Raw genomic sequence first — 23,473 nt, forward strand, 5'->3', positions numbered from 1 at the left:
GTCGGTTCAGCTGCTCGGGTGCGGGTCGTCGGGGGTGATGAAGGACTGGATCGCGGTGGCGGCGGCGCCGCGGGCCCACTCCTCGAAGGGCAGCGGGCGGGTCTTCACGTCGCATTCGGCGGCGGAGCCGAATGCGGCCGCGGTCAGGGTGTCGCGGATCTGCTCGGCGAAGAGGTCGTAGGCGGCCAGGCCCTCGCCGGAGATGATCACGCGTTCGGGGCCGAGGAGGTTGGCGACGGTGGCGATGCCGCGGCCGATGGCCTCGCCGGCCCGGGCGTACACCTCCCGTACGCCGGGGACGTCCCGGTGGGCGAGGGTCACGGCCTCGGTCGCGTCGCGGACCTCGATGCCCGTGACCTCGCGGACCTGGCGGACGATCGCCGCCTCCCCCGCGATCGCCTCAACGCAGCCGCGGTTGCCGCAGTGGCAGGGCGGGCCCGCCGGGTCGACGGTGACATGGCCGATCTCGCCCGCCACGCCATGGGCTCCGGCGACGACCCGGCCGTGGACGACGAGGCCGCAGCCGATCCCGGCGCCGACGGTCACCACGGCGAAATCGGACAGGCCCACGCCGGCGCCGAACCACTGCTCGGCGACGGTGAGGGCGCGTACATCGTTGTCGACGGTGACCGGCAACCCGACCGTCATGGCGGCGAGTTCGGCGAGGGGGACGTCGCGCCAGTTCAGGAAGGGCGAGTAGCGTACGACGCCTTCGGCGCGGTCGACGTCCCCGGAGACGGCGATTCCGAGGCCGTGGACACCGACGCCCAACTCGGCTGCCTGAGTGAGGAGTTCGCCCACCAGGTCCGCGATCCCCGCGAGGACCGGTTTGGGGGCGCGGTCGGTCAGCGGCACACGGCGGGCGCTGCGGGTGCGGCAGCACAGGTCGGTGAGGACACCGATGATCTCGTCGCCGGTCACCTTGACCCCGAGGAACAGCGCCCGCCCGCCGTCGACCCGGACGGGGTTGGCGGGCCGGCCGAGCGCCGGGCGCATCTCGTCGGCGGCGCCCTCCACCAGGTACCCGGCCTCGATCAGCGGCTTGACCGCCTTGGTGACGGCGGCCGGGGACAGCGCGGTACGGCGGGCCACCTCCAGCCGGGTGAGGGGCCCTTGGGACAGGACCGTGGTGAAGATCTGCGAGGCGGCCGGCGTGTTCGCCGGGAACGTCTCGACGCGAGGGGTCGGGCGCATGGCCGGAACCTATTCCGCTTCTTTTCCGTCGTCAATAAAAGAAGCCGGATTGGTCTGTGAGAGGGCTGTCAGCGCCGGCCGGCGCGAGAGGAGACGGCGGGCCGGGATGGCCGACAGGGCCCACCGCCCCTCCCGCGGCGCCGAGTTCGGCGTGTCCGACGAGGTGGAGGGGCAGTGGGCGTGACGCGGGCGGTGCGACGTCAGTGCCGGTCGGCCGGGGTGTTGGCCGCGGTGACATTGACGGCGGCCCAGGACTGGTCCACCGTCCGGTACTCGACGCTGTTCGCCCCGTACAGGTCCTGCGCCGCCTTCAGCGTCGCGACGCGCGCGTCGTGGAAGTCGGTCGTGGAGACCATGTAGCGGGTCAGGGCGCGGTAGTAGATCGCCGTGGCCTTGGTGCGGCCGATGCCCTTGACCGTGGAGCCGTCGAAGGTGGGCGAGTCGTACTTGACGCCGCCGATCGTCTTCTGGCCGCTGCCCTCGGCGAGCAGGTAGTACGCGTGCGAGGAGACGCCGGAACCGGCGTGCACCTCGGCGTCGTACACCTCGGGCGCCCAGTAGTCGATGGTGCCCTCGAGTCTGTCCAGCGACGGGTGATCGAGGCGGCGCAGGAACTTCTGGGCCAGGCCCATCTTCTCGCCGATGAGGTAGTCCGGCTTGTCCGTCGCGTTGTTGGTGGCGAACTCGACGTTGGAGGCGAAGATGTCGGCGAGGGACTCGTTCAGCGAGCCGGGCTCGCCGAACTGGTTGCCCTGGGAGTCCACCCGCGTCGGCTCCAGCTTGGCGGTGGCGTCCACCACGCCGTGGGTCAGCTCGTGGCCGGTGACGTCCAGGGCGACCAGCGGCTTCTTGAACATGTCGCCGTCGCCGTCGCCGTACAGCATGCAGCCGCAGTCGGAGTCCCAGAAGGCGTTGGCGATCTGCTTGCCCCAGTGCACCATCGCCTTGGCGGGCTTGCTGTTGTTGGCGATGCCCTTGCGACCGAAGGTCTTCTTGTAGAAGTCCAGGGTCTTGGTGATGCCGTACTGGGCGTCGGCCGCGGCGCTGTTGCGGCTCGTGGTGGCGCCGTTGCCGAAGACGTCGTTCTTGGTGGTGATCTTCGTGCCGCGGCCGAAGCTCTCCGTGTAGCTGCCCTTGGCGTCCCGGGTCTCGCTGCCGTAGCGGGTGGGGTCCTTGAGCTGGAAGGTGGTGCGGGCCGTCTGGGTCGTCTTCAGCGGAACCTTGCCGACGAACAGGGACTTGCCCGTGCCGTTCGCCGTCACCGGGTAACGGGTGGCGGCGGACGCCGATCCCGCCAGGAGGCCGGCGCTCTGCGCGCCGGCGCCGGTGACGGGCGCCGAGGTCTCGCCGCGCTCGCGCAGGGTGTCGAGCAGCTTCGGCGAGAGGAACTCGTCGTTGTCCGGCGTGTTGCTGCGTACCTTGCCGCTCACGGCGTCGATGACGACCGTGCGGGAGCCGGTGCCCTGCGTGGTGGAGCTGTCGGCCACCGGCACCCGGTAGGCGAGGGCGGAGGCTCCGTCGCGGGCGTCGACGACGAGTTCGGCCGAACCGGCGTCGCCCTTGGCGACCGACGCCGCCTTCTGCTCCGCCTCGGCGGCGGAGAGCTTCGCGCCGGTGGTCGCGGCCTTGACGGTGTGGTCGGCGGCCCGGGTCACGCCCGCGTACGAGAGCTGCCGGGTGAGGTGGACGACGAGGTCCCCGCCCAGGACCGGCAGGCCCTGGTGCGTCCGGGTGAAGCGGACGTGCCGCGCCCCCTCGGGATCGATCATGACGTCGTGGGCCTGCAGGGCGTCCCCCCGGGAGACGCCCGTCGCCGCGGCGTGGGCGAAGGCGGCCGACCTGGCGGCCGACACGACGGCGGCGGCCGAGGCGTCGGCGGCGGTCGCGTGGGTCCCCGTGTCCGGGCCCGCGAAAGCGGTGCCCGCAAGGCCGGTGGCGGCCGTCGTCACGACGACGGCGACCGCCACGCTGCGTATGTGCGGTCTGCGCACTGGTGAGGGTTTCCTTCCTCGCAGAGCGGTCGGGATCACCAACCGCCCTGAGGGATGGCGCCGTTGGGCGCCATGGGGCTGGTCGGGCCCTGGAACGGAACCCTTTCGGATGAGTCATGCACATGTAAAGCCCAAATGATCGCTTTCCATGCGATACAGGGCAATACTTTGCAAATCCACATCACTCGGTGATCGGAGGGTCACCAACTGTGTGTCATCCGTGGAGATGTGACGAGACGGAAGCAGGTTGCCTCCAGTGAATGTGACTCATCTCGCAACGAGGGGAACGGCTCTGGGCGCGGCCGCGCTCTGCCTCCTCGCCGGGACCGCGCAGGCCGCACCGGCCGGTCCGCTCCCCAAACCCGACCTCGCGGGCGTCGACGGCGTGTTGCGCACCGCGCTGCGCCAGGGCGCGCCCGGGGCCATCGCCCGCGTCGACGACCACGGCACGGTCCGCACGGCGGCCGTCGGCGTCGCGGACCGGGGTACCGGACGAGCCATCTCGAACGCCGACCGGTTCCGCATCGGCAGTGTCACCAAGGTCTTCTCGGCGGTGGTGCTCATGCAGCTCGCCGACGAGGGGAAGCTGAGCCTGGACGCCTCGGTCGACCGCTATCTGCCCGGACTCCTGCCCGACAGCCGGATCACGGTGCGTCAGGTACTGGGCCACCGCAGCGGCCTGTACGACTACACGAACGACATGTTCGCCAAGTCGGTCTCCGGGTTCGAGTCGGTCCGCTCCAAGGTCTTCACCTACCGCCAGCTGGTGGACCGCTCACTGCGGCACACCCGCACCAACGCCCCCGGCGCCGCGTACGCGTACTCCAACACCAACTTCGTGGTCGCCGGGATGCTCATCGAGAAGCTCACCGGCCACTCTGTGGGCACCGAGTACGCCAACCGCATCATCGAACCGCTGAATCTGCGGGACACGTTCTACGTGCACCCGGGCAAGAGCATCCCCGGCCGGTACGCCCGCGGCTACCTCACCCCGGACTCGGCGGGCGCCCCGCTGGTGGACGCGACGCGGCAGACGGTGTCCTGGGCGCAGAGCGCCGGCGCGCTGATCTCCAGCACCCGGGACCTGGACAGGTTCCTGTCGGCCCTGCTGGGCGGCCGGCTGATGTCGGCCACGCGGCTCGGGCAGATGGAGCGCATGATCCCGGTGAACAGCACCCAGGCCTACGGACTCGGGCTGCGGCGCCGTGATCTGTCGTGCGGGGTCTCGGTGTACGGCCACACGGGCGCCGTCCAGGGCTACTACACCTACGCCTTCGCGACGAAGGACGGCCGGCGCAGCCTCACCGCGCTCGCCAACACGTCCAACAACGGCGCCGTCCTCAACACCATGCTGGGCACGCTGGAGTCGGCGTTCTGCGGCAAGCCGGGGAAGGTCCGGCGCGGCTCCGCGGTCGTGGAGCGTCACGAGGACATGGCCCCCGAGGTCGCGAGGGATTGACCGGAACCGGCAAGGGACCGGTGGGGGCGACCGCGTACCGTGCGGCGACCGCCGCCGGGGCAGGGTCGACGGGTGGTGGCCGCACCGCCCGTTCGCCCCGGGCCGCCGCGCGTGCTTGCGCACCCGATGCAGGCACTCCGGTCCGCGATCTTGGCGGAACGGATCCCTCCGGGCCAGGATGCCCGCATGAAGGGTTCCCTCTTTTCCAGCGAGCACATGGTGCAGCCGGCCACCGCGCCCGGCATGACCGTCGAGAACGCCAAGTGCATCAAGTACGCGGTCAACGGCGAGATGCTCGCCCGCCAGGGCGCGATGATCGCCTATCGCGGCAACCTGCAGTTCGAGCGCAAGGGCCAGGGCGTCGGCGGCATGCTCAAACGCGCGATGACCGGTGAGGGGCTGCCCCTCATGGCGGTGCGCGGGCAGGGCGAGGCCTGGTTCGCGCACGAGGCGCAGAACTGCTTCATCGTGGACGTCGACCCCGGTGACGAGTTCACGGTCAACGGCCGCAACGTGCTGTGTTTCGACGCCTCGTTGTCCTACCGGATCTCCACCGTGAAGGGCGCGGGCATCGCCGGTGGCGGACTGTTCAACAGCGTCTTCACCGGGCAGGGCAGGCTCGGCCTGATCTGCGAGGGAAACCCGCTGGTCATCCCGGTCTCACAGCAGTACCCGGTGTTCGTCGACACCGACGCGGTCGTGGGCTGGACGGCCGGCCTGCAGACTTCGCTGCACCGCTCGCAGTCGATCGGCTCGATGCTGCGCGGCGGCTCGGGCGAGGCGGTGCAGCTGATGCTGCAGGGCGAGGGGTACGTGGTCGTACGGCCCAGCGAGGCGACTCCGCAGAAGGCGCAGCAGCACTGACGCCCCGTCGGGTGATCTACGCCTCACAGGCAACCTCCCCGGCGCACGCGACGTCTTGACCGACATCAGGTGATGCCCTGGCCCCCTGGGCCAGGGCACTTCTTCGACGTTCTATACACGCCATGTATACGCAGAGTGTAGAGACTCCATGTAGATACGGCATGTACACGCCGCGTGTATAGCGACCGAAAGGGATGCATGTACGGCAAGGCATTCGCTCCGGAGTACCAGGGCGCCCTCACCACTCTGTCCGTCAACGCGTCACTGACCGACGTACTGGACGCCGGGACAAGGCAGTTGAGGGAGGCCGAGCGGGACGGGCGGCACGGGGAGGCGGCCCGTTCCGGCCTCGCGGTCGCCGAGGCGCAGCGCCGACTGGGCCGGATCGGGGACGCGGACCGCGCATGGAAGGCGAGCTACCGCGCCGCCCGGCAGGCCGGCGACACGGCGGCGATGGCCTGGGCCCTGTGGAGCGGCGGCACCCTGGCCCGGCAGCGGGGCGCGTTCCCACTGGCCCGGCGGCTGCTGGCCCTGGCGGCCGAACTCGGTGAGCGCGGCGGCGACGTGGTCGTGCGGGGCTACTCGCTCGCGGGGCTCGCCGAGACCGGCCGCATCCAGGGCGACTACGAGGAGGTCGCGCGACTGCACGAGCAGCTGCTGGCCGAGGCCCGGCGGCGCGGCGAGGCACGGCACACGGTGTGGGCGCTGGAGGGCATCGCGCAGATCCACCGCAACCGGGGAGACTACGACACCGCCTACGCCCTGTTCGAGGAGGCGGCCGGGATCGCCGCACAGGCCGACGACCGGCGTGGGCACGCCTGGGCACTGCGCGGCCTGGCCGACATCGTCTCGGTCCGCGACGGTGACGTCGAGCGGGCGCTCGGGCTGCTCTCGGAGGCGGAGCGCACCTGCCGCGCCATGAGCCTGTCCAGCGCCCTGGCCTACAACCACAAGATGCGCGGCAACGTCCTGTACCGGGCCGGGCGTTACACCGAGGCCCGGGACCTCTACGAGCAGGCGCTGGCGGAGTTCCGGGCGATGAGCGAGCCCCGCGGGCAGGCGCTGGCGCGGCTCGGGCTGACCAAGGCGCTGGCCCGGCTGGGCCGCGACCGCTCCGAGACGGCTGCCGAACTCGCCTCGCTCGCCGATGAGTTGGACCGCATAGGTCTCAGGCACGCCCGGGAGATGGTGGCGCGGGCGCAGAAGGAGCTCCTGGACTCCGACGCGCGGCGGACCGGGCCGGGGTCCATCCCGGCCGCCGTCCGGGCGGAGGCGGCACGGTGACGGCGCCGTCCTCGGCGCTGTCCGCGCCGCTCGACACGGCCAGGATCCTCGAACGCTGCCGGGAGTTGGTGGGGCCCGCGCTGGCCGATGCGGTCGGGCGGCTGCATCCGTGGGTGGGCGAGATGGCCGCGTACTCCTTCGGCTGGTGCGAGGTGGGCGGCGCGGCGGCCGTCGCCTCCGGCGGCAAGGGGGTGCGGCAGGCACTGGCCGTGCTCGGCGCCGAGGCGTCGGGCGCGCCCGGGCGGGCCGGAGTACCGGCGGCGGTGGCGGTGGAACTCGTGCACGCCTTCTCGCTGCTGCACGACGACATCATGGACGGCGATCAGGCCCGGCGCGGACGCCCCGCCGTCTGGCGGGCCTACGGCACCGGACCGGCCGTCCTCGCCGGCGACGGGTTGTTCGCCCTGGCCGTCGGGACGCTCGCGGCGGCGCCCGCGGGCGGTCGGGCGGTGCGGATGCTCTCCGTGGCCCTGGGCGACCTGGTGCACGGGCAGGCCGACGACCTGCTCTTCGCCGGGCGGCCGTGGACGGGGCGTGGGCGGGTGCGGCCGGCCGAGTACCGGTCGATGGCCGAGGGGAAGACGGGTTCCCTGCTGGGCTGCTCGCTCGCGCTGGGCGCGCTGCTCGGCGGTGCGGCGCCGCCCACGGTCGCCGCTCTGGACCGGGCGGGGCGGCAGCTCGGGGTCGCCTTCCAGATCGTCGACGACATGCTGGGCATCTGGGGCGACAGCGCCGTCACCGGCAAGCCCGTCCACGCCGACCTGCGGGAACGGCGCAAGACGTTCCCCGTGCTGGCCGCGCTCGCCTCGACTGCCCCCGAGACCCGCCGTCTCGCCGTGCTGCTCGAAACCGGTGACGCCCCCGAGGAGGCCGCCGCGCTGATCGACGCGGCCGGCGGGAGAACGGCGGCCCTGGCCGAGGCGCACCGCCACATCACCACCGCCGAGACCGTCCTCGCCGACGCCCCGCTGGACGACAGGGCCCGGGAGGAACTGCGGTCACTGGTGGGATTCCTGGTCCGACGCGAGCAGTGACCGAGGGGCGTGCCGTCCGATGCGCCGGGCCGCCGCGGAGCCGCCCCGGCCGCGGACCGGCGCGGGCCCGGGTTGACCAGGGGCGTTCTTGGGGGTCAGGGTGCAGATGGTGCGGATCGTCGTCCCGCGCCGGAAGGATGAGCGCCTTGATCGGGATCTCGGAGATCGAAGCCACCGCCGAGCGCATCGCCGGGCACGTCGTGCGCACCCCGACCGTGCCCAGCCCCGGCCTGTCCGCGCTGCTCGGCGTCCCGGTCACCGTCAAGCTCGAATTGCTGCAGCGCACCGGCTCCTTCAAGGCGCGCGGAGCGACGGCCAAGCTGCTGTCGCTGAGCGAGGAGGAACGCGCGGCCGGCGTGGTGGCGGTCAGCGGCGGCAACCACGGGATCGCCCTGGCGGTCATGGCCGCCGCCCTGGATGTGAAGGCGACGGTCGTCATGCCTCGCTCCGCGCCCGCGCGTGCCGTCGAGATCGCCCGGGAGTCCGGCGCATCGCTGCGGCTGACCGACGACATGGCCGGGGCGTTCGCGCTCATGACACGGCTGCAGGAGGAGGGGTTGACGCTGGTCCACCCCTTCGACGACCCGGTCGTGATCGCCGGACAGGGCACGGTGGGGCTGGAGTTCGCGGCCGACGCCGGCGAGCTCACCGATGTCCTGGTCAGTATCGGGGGCGGCGGGCTGATCTCCGGCGTGGCGGCCGCGCTGCGCCGGCGCCGGCCGGACGTGCGGATCTGGGGTGTGGAGACCGAGGGCGCCGAGGCGATGTCGCGGGCGCTGGGGGCGGGCGGTCCGGTGCCGGTCGCCCTGTCGTCCCTCGTCTCCACGCTCAGCGCGCCGTCGGTGTCGCAGCTGACGTACGAGCATGTGTCCGCGCTGGTCGACGACGTGCTCGTGGTGCCGGACCGGGAGGCGGTGCGGGGCACGCTGGATCTCGCCGACCACGCCAAGGTGTGGGCCGAGCCCGCGGCCGGCTGTCTGCTGCCGGCGGCCCGCCGGGTGCTCGAGCGGGTCGGCGAGGAGGCCCGGCTCGGGCTGGTGGTGTGCGGGGGCAACGCCACGACCGGTGATGTCATGGGCTGGGCGGAGCGCTTCGGCCTGCGCTGAGTTCCTACGGCCCGCGCTGAGTTCCTATGGCCGCACCTGCGGAATGCCCCCTCTTGAATTACGTTCAGTAAAAGGGGACTTCCGCGAATTCGGCCGACTCCGCGTGAACAAAACGCTTCATCCACGGGCGAGTTGCAGATTCTTTGAACACATCCCGTTGTACCTCCCGTACCTCTGCGTGAAAGGTGAGAGCCAGGGGTTCAGCGAGGGATGACCATGGTCAAGGCGCACGTCTTCACACACGAGTTGGTGGCCGGAAGGTACCGGCTCGTCGATGTCGTCCATCGGGAGACCAACCGCGTCTGCTGGTACGGCAAGGGCGTGGAGGGCGCCCAGCGTCCTTATCTGCTCACCGAGATCGCCCTCCCCGCCGAGCCGGAGGGAGAGGCGGCGCCCCGAGCGAGCGCGACCGTCATCCGGATGTCGGAGACCATGGGGATGCTGTGCCCGGGCAGGGTCGCCACGGTCGTCGACGCCGTGGAGGAGAACGGCACCCTGTGGACCGTCACCGAGTGGATCGACGGCACGCCGCTGGGCGAACTCCTCGCCCAGCAGGGCACGTTCAACTACGTGCGGGCCGCGCGCATCGGCCTGGAGCTGTTGGACGTGCTGGAGACGGCGCACGGCGAGGGCATCACCCATGGCGAGCTGAGCCCGGGCCAGGTGTTCGTGCCGGACCGCGGCCCCGTCGTGGTCACCGGCTTCGGCCTCGCGGGCGCCACCCTGGCCCCCAGGCTCACCGCACCGTCGTACGCCTCCCCCGAACAGGCCCGTGACGAGCGGATCGGGCCGGCGGCCGATCTGTGGGCGCTCGGCGCGATCCTCTACACGATGGTCGAGGGACGGCCGCCCTTCCGGGACCGGGACCGGCCGGAGGCCACCCTGAAGGGCGTGGACCGGCTGCCGCTGCGCACACCGGTGCACGCCGGCCCGCTCACCCAGACCGTGCAGGGACTGCTGCGCAAGGACTCCCGGGAACGGCTGACCCGCAATACGGTCCGCGAGGCCCTGAACCGCGTGCTGACCGAGGACCCCGACACTCTCGCGGAGGCCGCCGTACCGCGGCCGCGGCTGCGCGGCGTCTACACCGCCGCCGTCCACGCGGTACCGGGGTGGAGCCGGACCACGCTGGCCGCCGGGACCGCCCTGGCCGTCGTCACCATCGCCGTGGCCGCCCTCGCCGTCGCCCACCGGCTGCCCGGGACCGACTCGTCCTCGACCGACGCGGGCTCCCGGCAGACCGCCTCCGCTCCCCCGCCCCCGCCCTCGGCCTCCGACCGCACCGACGGCAGAAGCGGCACCCCTTCCGCGTCGCCCACACCCACCCCCTCCCCGAGCCGCACCTCGCCGGCGTCACCCTCCGCTCCCCCGTCGTCCGCCTCGGCCGCCGCCCCGCGGCAGGTCTTCCACCGGTACACCGCTCCCGAGGGCTTCTCCGTCGACCTCCCCAGCGGCTGGAAGCGGACCGACACGACGCGCGTCGGCGACCTGTCGTACCGCGTGACCTTCGGCGCGAAGGGCGATCCGCGCTCACTCGCCGTCACGTACAGCACGGTCCTGGGCCCGGACCCCGTCGCCGTCTGGCGCGACGACGTCGAGCCCGAACTGCGCAAGCAGGGCGTCTACCAGCGGATCGGCGCCATCGAGGCGACCACGTACCAGGGCCACAAGGCCGCCGACATGGAGTGGTACTCCGAGGTCGACGGCGTGCGGACGCGGACCTTCGGACGCGGTTTCCTCCTCGGCGGCGGCCGCGGCTTCTCTCTGCGCTGGACGACTCCGGCCGACGACTTCGACGGCACCGCCAGTCAGCAGGCGCTCAAGACCTTCCTGGCGACCTTCCGGGTGCCGTCAACCTGAGGCACGGGGCGCACACATCCGGCGCAGCGGTGTGCTGCGCAGCGGTGTCGTGTGCCAGCGGGCCGTGAACGTCCTCTCGGGCAGCGAGCAGGTCACGGTCAGCCGGTGGGGTGTCTCCAGGAAGACCAGATCCACGGCGAGCGTGTCCGCGTCGGACCAGCCGCCGCTGACCGCGACCGGCACCGGCTTCTCGGCGACCGTCCAGCCGCTCGCGCCGAGCCGCAGTTCCAGAGGCTCACCGCCCTCGGTGAGCGTCAGGCTCCAGCCGTCCGCGGCCGGCGTCACGGCGACCGACGTCAGCTTCGGCACGCCGGCGCAGGCGCCTCCCCGCGGGGTGAACTTGGCCTGCGTCCACCGCGCCGCGCGCTCGGGCAGGGCGGGCTTGCCCGCGGCCGGCGGCAGCGCGAGCCGGGCGAGCCGCTCCCGCAGGGCCGCGTCCGCCTCGTCGGCGCCGGTCAGCGGTTCGGGCCGGAAGGCCGGCAGCAGGTGCTCCCAGACCAGGTCGAGCAGTTGCGGCATCTGCTCGGTGGCCGCCGTGGTCGCGATCACGGCGTCCTGCTCGGGCAGCACCAGGCAGTACTGGCCATAGGCCCCGTCGCCGCGGTAGCCGTCCCGGGACATCCAGAACTGGTAGCCGTAGCCGCGCTGCCAGTCCGAAGTGACGGGCTCGCCCCCGGAGTTGTCGATGTGCGGGCGCGTGGCCTCGGCCACCCAGCCCTCGGGCAGCAGCCGCTCGCCCTCCCAGACCCCGTCGCGCAGGTAGAGCTGGCCGAGCCGGGCGACGGCGTCGGTGCAGGCGTGCAGTCCGCTGAAGCCGATCTCGCGGCCGGCCCGGTCGGACTGCCAGGCCGCCTCGCCGATGCCGAGCGGATCCAGCAGACGTGGGCGGAGGTAGTCGGTGAGCGACTGTCCCGTGACCCGCTGCACGATCGCGGCCAGCGTGTACGTGGTGGGCTGGTTGTAGGCGAAGACGGTCCCGGGGTCGCGCTCGGGCGGCACCAGGAGGAAGCCGCGCACCAGTTCCTCGCGGTCGGCGGCGAGCGCCCGCTCCAGGGTCTCGGCCTGGTGCCCGCTGGACATGGAGGCCACGTGCCGCACCAGCATCGCGCGGCTGCGCGGGTCCGTGATGTCGGCCTCGAACTCGGGGAAGTACGAGATCACCGGATCGTCGAAGCGCAGCAGCCCCTCGGCGGCGGCGAGGCCGGCGGCCGTCGCCGTGAAGCTCTTGCTCAGCGAGTACAGCAGGTGGGGGCGGTCCGCGGTGTACGGCGCCCACCAGCCGGAGGCCACGAGCCGGCCGTGCCTGAGGATCATCAGGCTGTGCGGCTCGATGTCGGGGGCGGCTTCGAGGGCGTCGAGGAAGGCGTGGACACCGGCGGCGTCGACGCCCTGGGTGGCGGGGGCAGCGGGCGGCAGCGGGCGAACGGTCATGACCGCATCCTCGCCAATGATCCTTCCAGAGGCGAGACCCGTTTTCCGTCGCCGGGGCAGGGGACCCGTGCCCTATGGTGCAAATCGGATACACGATGATGACCGAGCAGGCAGGTCCGCGTGAGCTGGTGGACCATGTGGTGCGCGCCGAGGAGGCCGGTTACGACTTCTCGGTGACCTCGGACCACTACTTCCCCTGGCTGCGCTCGCAGGGGCACTCCCCGTACGCGTGGAGCGTACTGGGCGCCGCCGCCCAGGCGACCTCGCGCATCCCGCTGATGACGTACGTGACGTGTCCGTCCTTCCGCTACCACCCGGCGGTCGTGGCGCAGAAGGCCGCCACCATGCAACTGCTGTCCGAGGGCCGGTTCCGGCTGGGGCTCGGCTCCGGGGAGAACCTCAACGAGCATGTGGTGGGCGGGGGTTGGCCGTCGGCCGACGTGCGCCACGAGATGCTGGAGGAGGCGGTGGAGGTCATCCGGGCGCTGTTCGAGGGCGGCCATGTCAACCACCGCGGCAAGCACTTCGACGTGGAGTCGGCCCGGCTGTGGGACCTGCCGGACGAGCCGCCGCCCATCGGTATCGCCGTCTCCGGGGAGCAGTCCTGCGCCCTCGCGGGCCGGCTCGCCGACCTGGTCATCGCCACGGAGCCCAAGGAGGGGCTGCTGACGGCGTTCGACCGGCACGGCGGCGAGGGCAAGCCGCGGGTGGGTCAGCTGCCCGTCTGCTACGCCCCGGACCGGGACGCGGCCGCCAAGCGGGCGCACGCGCAGTTCCGCTGGTTCGGCAACGGCTGGAAGGTCAACTCCGAGCTGCCGCACCCGGACGCGTTCGAATCGGCCACCCAGTTCGTCACCCCCGACGACGTCGCGGCGTCGATTCCGTGCGGCGACGACCCGGAGGACTTCGTCGAGGCCGTACGACCGTACGCCGAGGCGGGGTTCGGCGAGATCGCGCTCGTGCAGATCGGCGGCGAGTCCCAACCGGCGTACCTGGACTGGGCGGAGAAGACGCTGCTGCCCGCGCTGCACGACGCGTTCGGCTGACCGCCAGCGTGCCGACGCCGAGCCCTGCCGAACCATGCCCAAGCGGTGCATATAGGCTTCCGGTCTGCACTTCGCAGCCCGACAAGCTTTGCACAGGAGAGTCATCGGTGACACTGGCGATCGACCCGTCCGAGGCGTCTGAGACCTCTCAACCCGAGCCGGCCCCCGCGCCCCTGTCCGACCTGGTGGCGCGCGACGCCCGAGAGTTCGGGGTGTACGCGCGCACCGGCGGCTGGGCGTTCGGCCTGATGGTGGCGCGCAGCGTACGGCCCGGCGGTCAGGGCGCGGACGAGACGCCGAAGGTGTCCGCGAAGGAGTTCGCGGAGCTGGCCGGGTGCTCCCCGGAGCGTGTGACGCGCTACTACAAGGCCTGGGACCGGGCCGCCGACGACGGCCTCGTCCCGCACTTCGAGGAGCTCGCCCCGGGTCAGGAGGTGGAGCTGCCGGACGCCGACGTGTGGCTGGGCTACTACGTCTCCCGCAGCAGCGCCGGCTCCGAGCGCGGCACCGCCATCGCGGAGGCCGCCGAGGCCGAGGGGATCAGGCCCACCAAGGCGCTGGAGGTCGCCGAGAACCCCACCGCGCTGCGCGCCGCGATCCTCGCCGACCCCTCCACCGCCCGCGCGGCCCGCCAGGCGCTCCTGGACCGCGTACGCGAGGACCCCGACCTGCAGGCCGAACTGGCCCGGGACGTGGTGCGCACCGACGACCTGAAGAAGGCGATCGCCACCGAGAGCCGGGCCGCCGACCGCATCGGGTACGTCCGCCGGATCGCCGAGTCGGGGCAGGTGAGGACCCCTGCCGGACAGACCGTCGACGCCCCGGCCGACGTGCGCCAGGAGGCCGAGCGGCACCTGTCGCTCATCGACGAGCTGGACGAGGACGAGGACACCGGCGAGTGGGCCACCGAGGCCTACGACAGCATGAAGTCCCTGGTCGCCGAGGCCGTGGAGGCCGATCCCGAACTGCGCGTCACGGAGCGGCGCACCAGGTTCTACAGCAGCCTGCAGAAGGCGACGAAGGCGTTCGAGGAGCTGACCTTCGACGATGTTCAGGAGTTCGCCGAGGACGACATGGTGCAGCAGCTGGAGGAGCTCCAGCGGGCCATCGTCTCGTGCCTGAGCGCGCTGCGCGGGGCCGAGGACTGAGGCGCACATACCCGGGCGGCGCTGAGTAGCGGTACTCATGCCCCCGGGTGGCCGCCGCGGTCAGCATGGGGGCTCCCAGTCAGGAGGAGCCCCCATGTCGATCGCTCTGCGTCCAGCCGTTCCGCGACGGCACCTGCCTGCCGTGGCCGTCACCGTCACGGTCGTCGGACTGGCGGTGTCGGCGTGGAAGCCGCACGACCGCCCGACCTGGTTCCTGGAGACGGTGTGGGTGCTCATCGGCCTCCCCCTTGTCGTGCTCACCCGGCGCCGCTTCCCGCTCACGGACCTGCTGTGCTGTCTGCTGGCCGCGCACGCGCTCGTGCTCGCCGTGGGCGGCCACTACACCTACGCGCAGGTTCCCGCCGGGGACTTGGTGCGCGACACCTTGGGCCTGGCCCGCAACCCCTACGACCGCTTCGGCCACCTCATGCAGGGTTTCGTGCCGGCGGTGCTGGTGCGCGAGCTGCTCAGCCGGACCTCACCGCTGCGCGGCAGCCGCTGGCTGGCTCCCCTGACGGTCTGCGCCTGCCTCGCCTTCAGTGCCGTCTTCGAGATGCTGGAGTGGCTGGCCGCGGTGGTCGGCGGGCACTCCGCGGACGCCTTCCTCGCCACGCAGGGCGACGTGTGGGACACCCAGTGGGACATGTTCTGCGCGCTGATCGGCGCGACGGTATCGGTGCTGGTGCTCTCCCGGCTGCACGACCGGCAGCTCGACGCGCTGGGCGTCAGCGATTCGTATGCCGGCGCAGCGTCCACATCGGCACCACGAACCAGCACAGGCCGTACCACGCGACGACCACGCTGACGATCCAGGGGACGATCGCGTTGTGCGTCGCGACCCGCAGGACCAGCAGGAGTGAGGACGTCATGGTCGCGAGCAGCAGTACCAGGCCGGCCAGGGTCATCCGGGAGGCCCACTCCACGGCCTCCGCCTTGACCCGCTGCCCGGACACCAGGCGGTGCAGCGAGACCGGCCCGATGAGGGCGCCCGTCGTGGCGGCGCCCAGGATCACCGTGATGATGTAGATGGTCTTGTCGGTCTGTTCCAGCGAGGCGTACTTCTGCTGGAACACCACCGTGAGCAGGAATCCGAACAGGATCTGCACGCCGGTCTGGGCGACCCTGACCTCCTGGATCAGCTCACCCCACTTGCGGTCGGCCCTCTCCTCCGCGGTCTCGTGCCGACCCCACTCGTTCACGTCCGAACCGCTTTTCGAGACCGTCAATGTTCCTCCCGTTCATCGGCCCGCGCCTCTCCTGGTCCGGGTTCCCTGATCGCGCGGTTTTGACCGGCCCTTTGCGGAAAAGGGCGGCTGTTTGGACGATCACGGGACGGTTACACGGTGCTGACGGCCCACGACGACCATCCGAGGAGTCCGACCAACATGTCCGGCACCGAACTCACGCTCACTCTCAGCGGCGCCACCGCCGCCGACGCGCGCGCCGTCGTGCACGTCCTGGAACCGGCCTTCGGCAGCCCGAAGGAGGAACTGCCCGCCGACGACCGCGTGACGGTGTACACGGCGAGGTTCGCGCACGATCCGGCGGACCGGCCGTCCGGGGGCGCGCCGGCCGGCGGCACCGGTCATCTCTCGGGGGCGGTCACGGTGACCGTCCAGGGCGCCCCGGACGCGGTGGCCCGGGCTCGCGAGGTGCTGTCCCGCTCCTTCACCACGCAGGACCAGGGCGCGGTCTCCGGCGACCAGGAGCAGGAGAGCCAGCTGCTCCTGGAGCCGTGAGCGCAGGGACCGCGGCCGAAGCCGTGAACGGGCGGACGGCGGCCGCTACCAGCGGCCTTCCACCTGGTCCTTGATCCGGCGGTCGTAGAGGTCGCGGATCGCGGAGAGGGTCTCGTCGGAAAGTTCCGGCAGCTTGGCGGCGGCCGCGTTGGCGCGGGCCTGCTCGGGCGAGCGGGCGCCGGGGATCACGGTGGTGACGCCGGGCTGCTGGACGATCCAGCGCAGGGCGAGCTGCGCCGGGGTGTACCCCTCGGGGGCGAGGGCTGCGAACTCGGCTGCCGCTTCGACGCCGGTCGCGTAGTCCACGCCGGCGAAGGTCTCGCCGACGTCGAAGGCCTCGCCGTGCCGGTTGTAGGCGCGGTGGTCGTTGTCCGGGAAGACGGTGTCCTTGGTGTACTTGCCCGACAGCAGGCCGGAGGCGAGCGGGACGCGGGCGACGATGCCGACGCCGGCCTCGCGGGCGGCCGGGAGGACCTCGCGCAGGGGCTTCATACGGAACGGGTTGAGAATGATCTGCACGCTCGCCACACCAGGACGCGCGATCGCGGTGAGCGCCTCCTGGCAGGTCTCCACGCTGACGCCGTAGTGGGCGATGCGCTCCTCCTCCACGAGGGTGTCCAGGGCGTCGAACACCTCGTCCGTGGAGTACACGGCCGTGGGCGGGCAGTGCAGCTGGACCAGGTCGATGCGGTCGACCCCGAGGTTGCGCCGCGAACGGTCGTTCCAGGCGCGGAAGTTGTCGAGGACGTAGTTCTCCGGGATCTGGTCGACCCGGCGGCCCATCTTGGTGGCGACCATCACGTGCAGGTCCGGCCGGCCCGCCAGGAACGCGGCGATGGTCTGCTCGCTGCGTCCGTCGCCGTACACATCGGCGGTGTCGAAGAAGGTCACGCCGGACTCGGCGGCCGCCTCCAGGACCGCCAGGGCTTCCTTGTCGTCGACGTCTCCCCAGTCGGCGCCCAGCTGCCACGTGCCGAGACCGATGACGGAGGCGTGCTGACCCGACCTGTCGAAAGTGCGCTCGTCCATGCCGTCAGTCTGTCATCCACCGCACCCGAGTGCGGAACGAGCCGCTCCGGTGCGCTCCTTGCGAATCTTTCACTCACACGAGTGACGTGTTTCGACAGCGGGTGGACTCGTGTCACCACGCGCCTAGCGTGGCTCCGTGACTGATCGTTCAGTGAGCAACCCCCCGTCCGGGGCCGGGGACTACCCGTCCTGGAGCCGCCGTGGCTTCCTGCTGTCCGCCGCCGCTCTGGCCGCCCTTCCCGTCCTGGTGGACGTGGATCCGGCGGTGGCGGCCCAGGAGCTGCCGGACTTCCCCGAAGGCGTCGCGCTGTACCGCTCGGCGTACCGCAACTGGGTGGGCGAGATCACCGCCGACGGCCTGTGGGCGTGCGCTCCCGAGAGCCCCGGCCAGGTCGTCGACGTCGTCAACTGGGCCTGGCGGCACGGCTGGGCGGTGCGCGCCCGCGGTGCCTCGCACGGCTGGTCGCCGCTGACCGTCACCGCGCACACCTCCTCGGACACCCCCGTCCTTCTCGTCGACACCGCCCGGCACCTCACCGGCCTGAGCCTCGACTCACCGTCCGCCATCCGCGCGGGAACCGGCGTCACGATGGACGCCCTGCTCGGCCATCTGGAGCAGCACGGCCTCGGGGTCACCGCCGCTCCGGCCCCGGGCGACCTCACCCTGGGCGGTGCCCTGGCCGTCGACGCCCACGGCACCGCCGTACCGGCGCGGGGCGAACAGCGGCCGCCGGGGCACACCTACGGCTCGCTCAGCAATCTGGTGCTGTCGCTGACGGCGGTCGTGTGGGACGAGGGCTCGGGGGCGTACGTCCTGCGCACCTTCCGCCGGGACGAGGCGGACTGCGCAGCGCTGCTCACCCATCTCGGCCGCTCGCTGGTGACCGAGGTCGTGCTGCGCGTGGGCGCGAACGCCAACCTGCGGTGCGTGAGCCGTACGGACATCCCGGCGGCCGAGCTGTTCGCCGCGCCGGGCACCGACGGGCGCACCCTGGCGGGCTTCCTCGACAAGGCCGGGCGTGTGGAGGCCATCTGGTTCGCCTTCACCGAGGTCCCGTGGCTGAAGGTGTGGAGCGTGGCGCCGACCCGGCCGCTGACCTCACGGCATGTGACGTCGCCGTACAATTACCCCTTCTCCGACAACGTGCCGACCGTGGTGGCGGACCTGGTGGGGCGGATGACCTCGGAGGCCGCCTGGTACCTGGCCCCGGTGCTGGGCAACGCGCAGTACGACGTCGCCGCGACCGGACTGGTCGCGACGCTGTCGGCCGACATCTGGGGGCCGTCGAAGAACACCCTGCTCTACATCAAACCGACGACACTCCGGGTCACCGCGAACGGGTACGCGGTGCTCACCGGGCGGGACCAAGTGCAGCGGGTGGTGCACGAGTTCACGTCCTACTACCGGGAGCGGCTCGCCGCGTACGCCGCCGTGGGCCGCTACCCGGTCAACGGCTCGGTCGAGATCCGGGTGACGGGTCTGGACGATCCCGCCGACACCGAACTCGACGGCGCCCGCGCCCCGTTGCTGTCGGCGCTGCGGCGCGAGGCGAGGCGTCCCGAGTGGGACACGGCGGTGTGGCTGGACGTGCTGACACTGCCCGGCACCCCGTATGCGGAGCGGTTCCTGCGGGAGTTGGAGCAGTTCCTGCTGCGCGAGTTCGACGGCGAGGACGCCCTGACCCGGGTCGAGTGGTCCAAGGGCTGGGCGTACACCGACGACGCGGTCTGGAGCGACGAGGAGGTGCTGGGGACGGTGATTCCAGGTTCCTTCGGCGAGGCGGCCTGGGGGCAGGCCGCCGGAATCCTGGACCGGCTCGACCCGCACCGGGTCTTCGGCAACGGCTTCCTCGACCGCCTGTTCCGATAACCGGTTGCCCCCGCCGGGTGCGGCTGCGAGGCTCACGATCATGCCTGCCTTCGCCGCGCCCGACGGGACCGAACTCGCCTATCACGTCCTCGGGGACGACGGGCCGCCCGTGGTCTGTCTGCCCGGCGGGCCCATGCAGGCGTCCGCCTATCTCGGCGAGCTCGGCGGTCTGTCCGCGCGCCGTCGGCTCGTGCTGCTGGACTTCCGGGGGACCGGCGACTCCGCGCTCCCCGAGGATCCCGCCACCTTCCGGTGCGACCGGCTGGTGGACGACATCGAGGCCCTGCGCGCGCACCTGGGCCTGGATTCGATGGACTTGCTCGGACACTCCGCCGGCACCAACCCCGCCGTGCTGTACGCGGCCCGCCACCCGCGGCGCGTGGACAGACTCGCGCTGATCACGCCGAGCGCCGGGGCCGTCGGACTGACGGTCGCGCCGCAGGTGCGGCGGGAGAGCGCGCAGTCGCGGCACGACGAGCCGTGGTTCCCGACCGCGTTCGCCGCCCTGCAGGACATCACCACCGGCCGCGCCACCGTCGACAGCTGGGAGGCCATCGCGCCCTTCCTGTACGGGCGTTGGGACGACACGGCCCGTGCGCATCATGCCGCCGGGGCCTCCCAGCGGAATGACGAGGCCGCCGCGGTCTTCGGCGGGGAGGGGGCGTTCGACCCGGCCGCCACCCGGGCCGCGCTCGCCGGTCTGGCGGCGCCGGTGCTGCTGCTGGCCGGTGAGGTCGACCTCAACTCCCCGCCGTCCATGGTCGCCGAGTTCGCCGGGCTCTTCGCCAAGGCCGAGTCGGTGGTGCAGCCGGGAGCCGGTCACTTCCCCTGGCTGGACGATCCCGAGCGGTTCGCGGCTACGGTCGGGGAGTTCCTGGCGTGAGGTGCCCCTGGACGAGCGGGGCGTACCGCTCCACGATCTCGTCCAGTTCCGCCGCGCGGACGTGGGGGCCGCGGGCGAGACCGTAGATCACGCCGAGACCGAGCAGCGCGGCCACGGCGAGTTCGGCGCGCAGGCCCGCGTCGGGGCCCGTGAGCCGCTCGGTGAGGCGTTCGGTGACCTGGGTGCGGAAGTTGGCGCGCAGAATGTCGCCCTGTTCGGCGTGCAGGGGCGCGAACACGATGCGCAGCAGCGGGTCGGCGCCGTGCCGGGACTGACCGACCAGCACGTGCCGCACCATGTGCCGGCCGAGGTCGTCCAGCGGGGCGTCCAGCAGGGCGTCGGCGTCGGTCTCGAAGGACATCACGCGGGCGAAGAGCGCGTCCTTGTTTCCGAAGTACTTGAGGATCAACGGCGCGCTGACCCCGGCGCGTTCGGCGACGGCCTTGAGGGTGATGTCGGCGTGGGCGTGCCGGGCCAGCAGATAGCGGGCGGCCTTGAGGATGGCCGCCTTGGTGGCCTCGGCGTCCCGGCGGGCGGGCGCGGTCGTGGTGGGGGGAGTGCTCACGGCACTCATGCTCCCTCCAACGCCTCGTCCCGCGCATCCAGGGTGCCGCTCCCGGCCCTGCGGGAACCGCGCCGCCCGGTGTCACCGGGGATGGTCAGCGCCGTGGCGCTCGCCACCAGGGCGACGATCCCGGCCACGGTGAAGGCGAGCAGGTAGCCGTGCAGGGTGGGCACCGGGACGCCGCCGAGCGGGCTGGTGTGGTGGACGAGGATGGCGGCCACGGCGGCGCTGGAGGTGGCCTGGCCGATCGTGCGCATCAGGACGTTGACGCCGTTGGCGGACGCGGTCTGTTCGGCCGGTACGGCGCGCAGGATCAGGGTGGGCAGCGCCGAGTAGGCGAGGGTGGTGCCGGTCGCCACGACCGTGGCGCCCAGGATGATCATCCACAGGTCGCGGCTGTCGGCGATGCGCACCGCGTAGCCGCAGGCGATGACCGCGGCTCCGAGCGAGAGTGTGACGCGCGGGCCGCGCGCGGCGGAGATCCGGGCCGACAGCGGTGAGAAGAGCAGCATCGTCACGCCGCCGGGCAGCAGGCACAGTCCGGTCTCCACGATCGACAGCCCGAGGCCGTATCCGGTGGCCTTCGGCGCCTGCACCAGCTGCGCGGTGACGAGGGAGTTGGCGTAGAAGGCGAATCCGGTGAGCAGGGCCGCGACATGGGACAGCCCTACCCGGGGCCGCGAGACCAGGCGCAGGTCGACCAGCGGCCGCTCGGTGTGCAGCTGCTGCCACCACCACACGGCGAGGAGGGCCACGGCGGCGGCGAACAGACCCACGACCCGGGCGCCGGTCCAGCCCCACTGCCCGCCCTGGGACACCCCGAGCAGCAGGCAGACCAGCCCGGCGGCCAGCCCCAGCGTGCCGGCCACGTCGAACCGGCCGGGCTCGCGCACCGGCGACTCCTTCACCGCCCACCACACCGCGGACACGCCCAGGGCACCGAGGAGGCTGGTCAGCCAGAACATGGTGTGCCAGTCGTAGTACTGCACGACCAGCGCGGCGAGCGGCAGGCCGAGCGCGGCGCCGATCCCGACGGTGGAGCTCATCAGGGCGACCGCGGAGCCCCGGCGCTCGGGGGGCAGTTCGTCGCGCAGGATGCTGATCGACAGCGGCACTACGGAGGCGGCGGCGCCCTGGAGGGCACGCGCCGTGATGAGGACGGCGATGTCGGAGGACAGGGCGCACATCACCGAGCCGACGGTCATCAGCAGCAGCGCCGCGGTCAGCACCCTGCGCTTGCCGTACATGTCGCCGGCCCGGCCCAGCACGGGGGTGAGGACGGCACCGGACAGCAGGGTCGCGGTGACCGTCCAGGAGACCGCGCCGGGCGAGGAGCGGGTGAGCCGGGGCAGGTCGGGCAGCAGGGGGACGACGACGGTCTGCATGACGGCCATGAGGATGCCGCCGAAGGCCAGCACCGGGATCGTGAGTCGGCCGCGCAGCCCCGGCCGCACGGAGGGCTGGGCTATCGGTGCGGGCTGCTCCATCGGTACTCCAGCGGGTGACACGCGAGACACTTGGGTGAATGGCAATTCACCATAGCCGGTGAATTGCCATTCACCCAAGGGCTGGGCCGGCCGTCAGCCCTGCCGGCGCGAGGCGAGCTCCCGTGCGTGCACGGTGCGCGCGACCTTCGGTCCGAGCCAGCGCTTGAAGCGGCGCAGCGCTTCGAGCCGGCCGGCCGCCCGGTCGATCCGGTAGTAGATCTGTGGCGGGACGTACGGCAGCAGCGGCGAGTGCCGCTGGCCGAGCAGGGCGAACATCTGCTGGGGGGGCAGGCGAATGTAGCGGGGCAGGTTCTCGTACCACCGGGCGCTGTAGCGGGCCGCGCTCTGGATGGACAGCAGCTCGGCCTTGCGCTGTCGCTCGTAGCGGACGAGGGCCTGCGGCAAGGAAGGCTCTTCGCGCAGGGCGTCGGCCAGCGCGATGGCGTCCTCCAGGGCGAGGGTGGTGCCGGCGCCGATCGAGTAGTGGGTGGTGTGGGCGGCGTCGCCGATGAGGACGAGGTTGTCGCGGGACCACGTGCCGTTGGTGAGGGTGCGGAAGTTCAGCCACTGGGCACTGCCGTCGGCCGTGGCACGCCCGATGAGGGGGTGGCCATCCAGGACGTCGGCGAAGAGCTTCTCCAGCAGGGCCAGTCCGTCGGCCTCGTTCGCGCTGTCGAGCCCGAGGCCGGTCCAGGTCCCGGAGGCGCACTCGACGACGCAGGTGCTGCGTTCGGGGCTGAAGGGGTAGCCGTAGCACCAGATCCAGCCGTGGTCGGTCTCCACGAAGGCGAAGGTGAAGGCGTCGAAGGCCTTGGTGGTGCCGAGCCAGATGTAGGGATTGCGGCCCGCCGTGATCTCGCTGCCGAAGTGGTCGGCGTGGCGGGTGCGCAGGGCGCTGTTGACGCCGTCGCCGGCGACGACCAGATCGGCGGCGGGCAGGTTGCCGTCGGTCATCTCGTGCTCGAACTCCAGCCGCACACCCAGGGAACGGGCCCGTGCGGCGAGGATCTCCAGCAGCCGGTGGCGGCCGATACCGAAGCCCTCGTCCCCGCCGTGCCGGGTGGTGAGGTCCCCGACGTGGGCGACGCCGGCGTTCCAGCGCACCGAGGCCCGCTCCAGGGCGCGCGCCGACTCGGGGTCGTGCTCGTGGAGCTTGTCGAGCAGGCCCCGCCAGTACGTCACGCCCCAGCCGTAGGTCGACCCTTCCGGATCGCGTTCGTGGACGGTGATGTCGTGGGACGGGTCCTGCCGTTTCAGCAGGATCGACAGATACAGGCCGGCGGGCCCGCCGCCGACGCAGGCGACCTTCACGCACACCCCTAGGAATTACAGGAATTACCCAAAGCAGTCATTTGGCAACGCAGGGTAGCAGGAGGGCGCGACAGTGCCCGTCGTTCGAGATCACGTCAGTTTCCCGAGGTGAGGCGGGCCACTGGCGGCGTCATCTACCGGGAAAGATCATCCGGATCACGGGTTTCCGGAG

Annotated in this window: 20 protein-coding genes; 12 read left to right on the forward strand and 8 right to left on the reverse strand. The window is 72.0% G+C overall.

Going from position 1 to position 23,473, the window contains the following annotated elements; all coding sequences use genetic code 11:
* Positions 1-6: 6 nt before the first annotated feature.
* Together FBY22_RS23000 and FBY22_RS23005 are read right to left on the reverse strand one after the other, a co-directional pair.
* The gene (locus FBY22_RS23000) at positions 7-1,194 is read right to left on the reverse strand and encodes an ROK family transcriptional regulator (RefSeq protein ID WP_142148856.1); all 1,188 of its coding nucleotides are present in this window, start codon (positions 1,192-1,194) and stop codon (positions 7-9) included.
* Between the two features lie 200 nt (positions 1,195-1,394).
* A complete protein-coding gene (locus tag FBY22_RS23005; RefSeq protein WP_142148858.1) occupies positions 1,395-3,185 on the reverse strand; it encodes a M4 family metallopeptidase in 1,791 nt (596 codons plus the stop codon).
* A gap of 262 nt (positions 3,186-3,447) precedes the next feature.
* Between FBY22_RS23005 and FBY22_RS23010 the strand changes: the two genes are divergently transcribed.
* From FBY22_RS23010 to FBY22_RS23035, 6 genes are all read left to right on the forward strand, one after another.
* The gene (locus FBY22_RS23010) at positions 3,448-4,644 is read left to right on the forward strand and encodes a serine hydrolase (protein WP_142148860.1); all 1,197 of its coding nucleotides are present in this window, start codon (positions 3,448-3,450) and stop codon (positions 4,642-4,644) included.
* A gap of 186 nt (positions 4,645-4,830) precedes the next feature.
* The gene (locus tag FBY22_RS23015; RefSeq protein WP_142148862.1) at positions 4,831-5,508 is read left to right on the forward strand and encodes an AIM24 family protein; all 678 of its coding nucleotides are present in this window, start codon (positions 4,831-4,833) and stop codon (positions 5,506-5,508) included.
* A gap of 198 nt (positions 5,509-5,706) precedes the next feature.
* On the forward strand, positions 5,707-6,792 hold the full coding sequence (locus tag FBY22_RS23020; protein ID WP_142148864.1) for a tetratricopeptide repeat protein: 1,086 nt from the start codon (positions 5,707-5,709) through the stop codon (positions 6,790-6,792).
* Complete coding sequence (locus FBY22_RS23025) at positions 6,789-7,826, forward strand: polyprenyl synthetase family protein (RefSeq protein ID WP_142148866.1); 1,038 nt, start codon at positions 6,789-6,791, stop codon at positions 7,824-7,826. Before FBY22_RS23020 ends, FBY22_RS23025 begins: the two co-directional genes overlap by 4 nt.
* Positions 7,827-7,972: 146 nt before the next feature.
* Positions 7,973-8,932, forward strand: a complete 960-nt coding sequence (locus FBY22_RS23030; protein ID WP_142148868.1) for a threonine/serine dehydratase — start codon at positions 7,973-7,975, stop codon at positions 8,930-8,932.
* Between the two features lie 216 nt (positions 8,933-9,148).
* Positions 9,149-10,792 (forward strand): serine/threonine-protein kinase, encoded by a 1,644-nt coding sequence (locus FBY22_RS23035; protein WP_142152465.1) that lies wholly within the window; start codon positions 9,149-9,151, stop codon positions 10,790-10,792.
* On the opposite strand, the gene FBY22_RS23040 is transcribed toward FBY22_RS23035, so the two are convergent.
* Positions 10,784-12,223 (reverse strand): serine hydrolase, encoded by a 1,440-nt coding sequence (locus FBY22_RS23040; RefSeq protein WP_142148870.1) that lies wholly within the window; start codon positions 12,221-12,223, stop codon positions 10,784-10,786. The genes FBY22_RS23035 and FBY22_RS23040 overlap by 9 nt on opposite strands.
* 74 nt (positions 12,224-12,297) lie before the next feature.
* On the opposite strand from FBY22_RS23040, the gene FBY22_RS23045 reads away from it, so the two are divergent.
* From FBY22_RS23045 to FBY22_RS23055, 3 genes are all read left to right on the forward strand, one after another.
* Entirely contained in the window at positions 12,298-13,269 is a 972-nt protein-coding gene (locus tag FBY22_RS23045) for an LLM class F420-dependent oxidoreductase (RefSeq protein WP_142148872.1), read from the forward strand.
* Positions 13,270-13,376: 107 nt separating this feature from the next.
* Positions 13,377-14,417: a hypothetical protein gene (locus tag FBY22_RS23050; protein ID WP_142148874.1), complete on the forward strand. Its 1,041-nt coding sequence runs from the start codon at positions 13,377-13,379 to the stop codon at positions 14,415-14,417.
* A gap of 94 nt (positions 14,418-14,511) precedes the next feature.
* Positions 14,512-15,222: a DUF2238 domain-containing protein gene (locus FBY22_RS23055; protein ID WP_142148876.1), complete on the forward strand. Its 711-nt coding sequence runs from the start codon at positions 14,512-14,514 to the stop codon at positions 15,220-15,222.
* On the opposite strand, the gene FBY22_RS23060 is transcribed toward FBY22_RS23055, so the two are convergent.
* The gene (locus tag FBY22_RS23060; protein WP_142148878.1) at positions 15,143-15,616 is read right to left on the reverse strand and encodes a DUF6328 family protein; all 474 of its coding nucleotides are present in this window, start codon (positions 15,614-15,616) and stop codon (positions 15,143-15,145) included. The genes FBY22_RS23055 and FBY22_RS23060 overlap by 80 nt on opposite strands.
* A 186-nt stretch (positions 15,617-15,802) precedes the next feature.
* Between FBY22_RS23060 and FBY22_RS23065 the strand changes: the two genes are divergently transcribed.
* Positions 15,803-16,156: a hypothetical protein gene (locus FBY22_RS23065; protein WP_142148880.1), complete on the forward strand. Its 354-nt coding sequence runs from the start codon at positions 15,803-15,805 to the stop codon at positions 16,154-16,156.
* Positions 16,157-16,201: 45 nt separating this feature from the next.
* Here the strand turns inward: FBY22_RS23065 and FBY22_RS23070 are convergent, their stop codons facing one another.
* The gene (locus FBY22_RS23070) at positions 16,202-17,185 is read right to left on the reverse strand and encodes an aldo/keto reductase (protein WP_142148882.1); all 984 of its coding nucleotides are present in this window, start codon (positions 17,183-17,185) and stop codon (positions 16,202-16,204) included.
* Positions 17,186-17,321: 136 nt separating this feature from the next.
* Here FBY22_RS23070 and FBY22_RS23075 point away from each other — a divergent pair, with 136 nt between their 5' ends.
* On the forward strand, positions 17,322-19,055 hold the full coding sequence (locus FBY22_RS23075; protein WP_142148884.1) for a cholesterol oxidase substrate-binding domain-containing protein: 1,734 nt from the start codon (positions 17,322-17,324) through the stop codon (positions 19,053-19,055).
* A gap of 40 nt (positions 19,056-19,095) precedes the next feature.
* On the forward strand, positions 19,096-19,938 hold the full coding sequence (locus tag FBY22_RS23080; RefSeq protein WP_142148886.1) for an alpha/beta fold hydrolase: 843 nt from the start codon (positions 19,096-19,098) through the stop codon (positions 19,936-19,938).
* Here FBY22_RS23080 and FBY22_RS23085 read toward each other — a convergent pair.
* The 3 genes from FBY22_RS23085 to FBY22_RS23095 form a co-directional block, all read right to left on the reverse strand.
* Positions 19,913-20,512: a TetR family transcriptional regulator gene (locus FBY22_RS23085; RefSeq protein ID WP_142148888.1), complete on the reverse strand. Its 600-nt coding sequence runs from the start codon at positions 20,510-20,512 to the stop codon at positions 19,913-19,915. The two genes, FBY22_RS23080 and FBY22_RS23085, sit on opposite strands and share 26 nt — an antisense overlap.
* Positions 20,509-21,990: an MFS transporter gene (locus FBY22_RS23090; RefSeq protein WP_142148890.1), complete on the reverse strand. Its 1,482-nt coding sequence runs from the start codon at positions 21,988-21,990 to the stop codon at positions 20,509-20,511. Before FBY22_RS23090 ends, FBY22_RS23085 begins: the two co-directional genes overlap by 4 nt.
* A gap of 93 nt (positions 21,991-22,083) precedes the next feature.
* Positions 22,084-23,307, reverse strand: a complete 1,224-nt coding sequence (locus tag FBY22_RS23095; protein WP_142148892.1) for an FAD-dependent monooxygenase — start codon at positions 23,305-23,307, stop codon at positions 22,084-22,086.
* Positions 23,308-23,473 lie beyond the last annotated feature (166 nt).

Source organism: Streptomyces sp. SLBN-31, from assembly GCF_006715395.1.
Classification (GTDB): domain Bacteria; phylum Actinomycetota; class Actinomycetes; order Streptomycetales; family Streptomycetaceae; genus Streptomyces.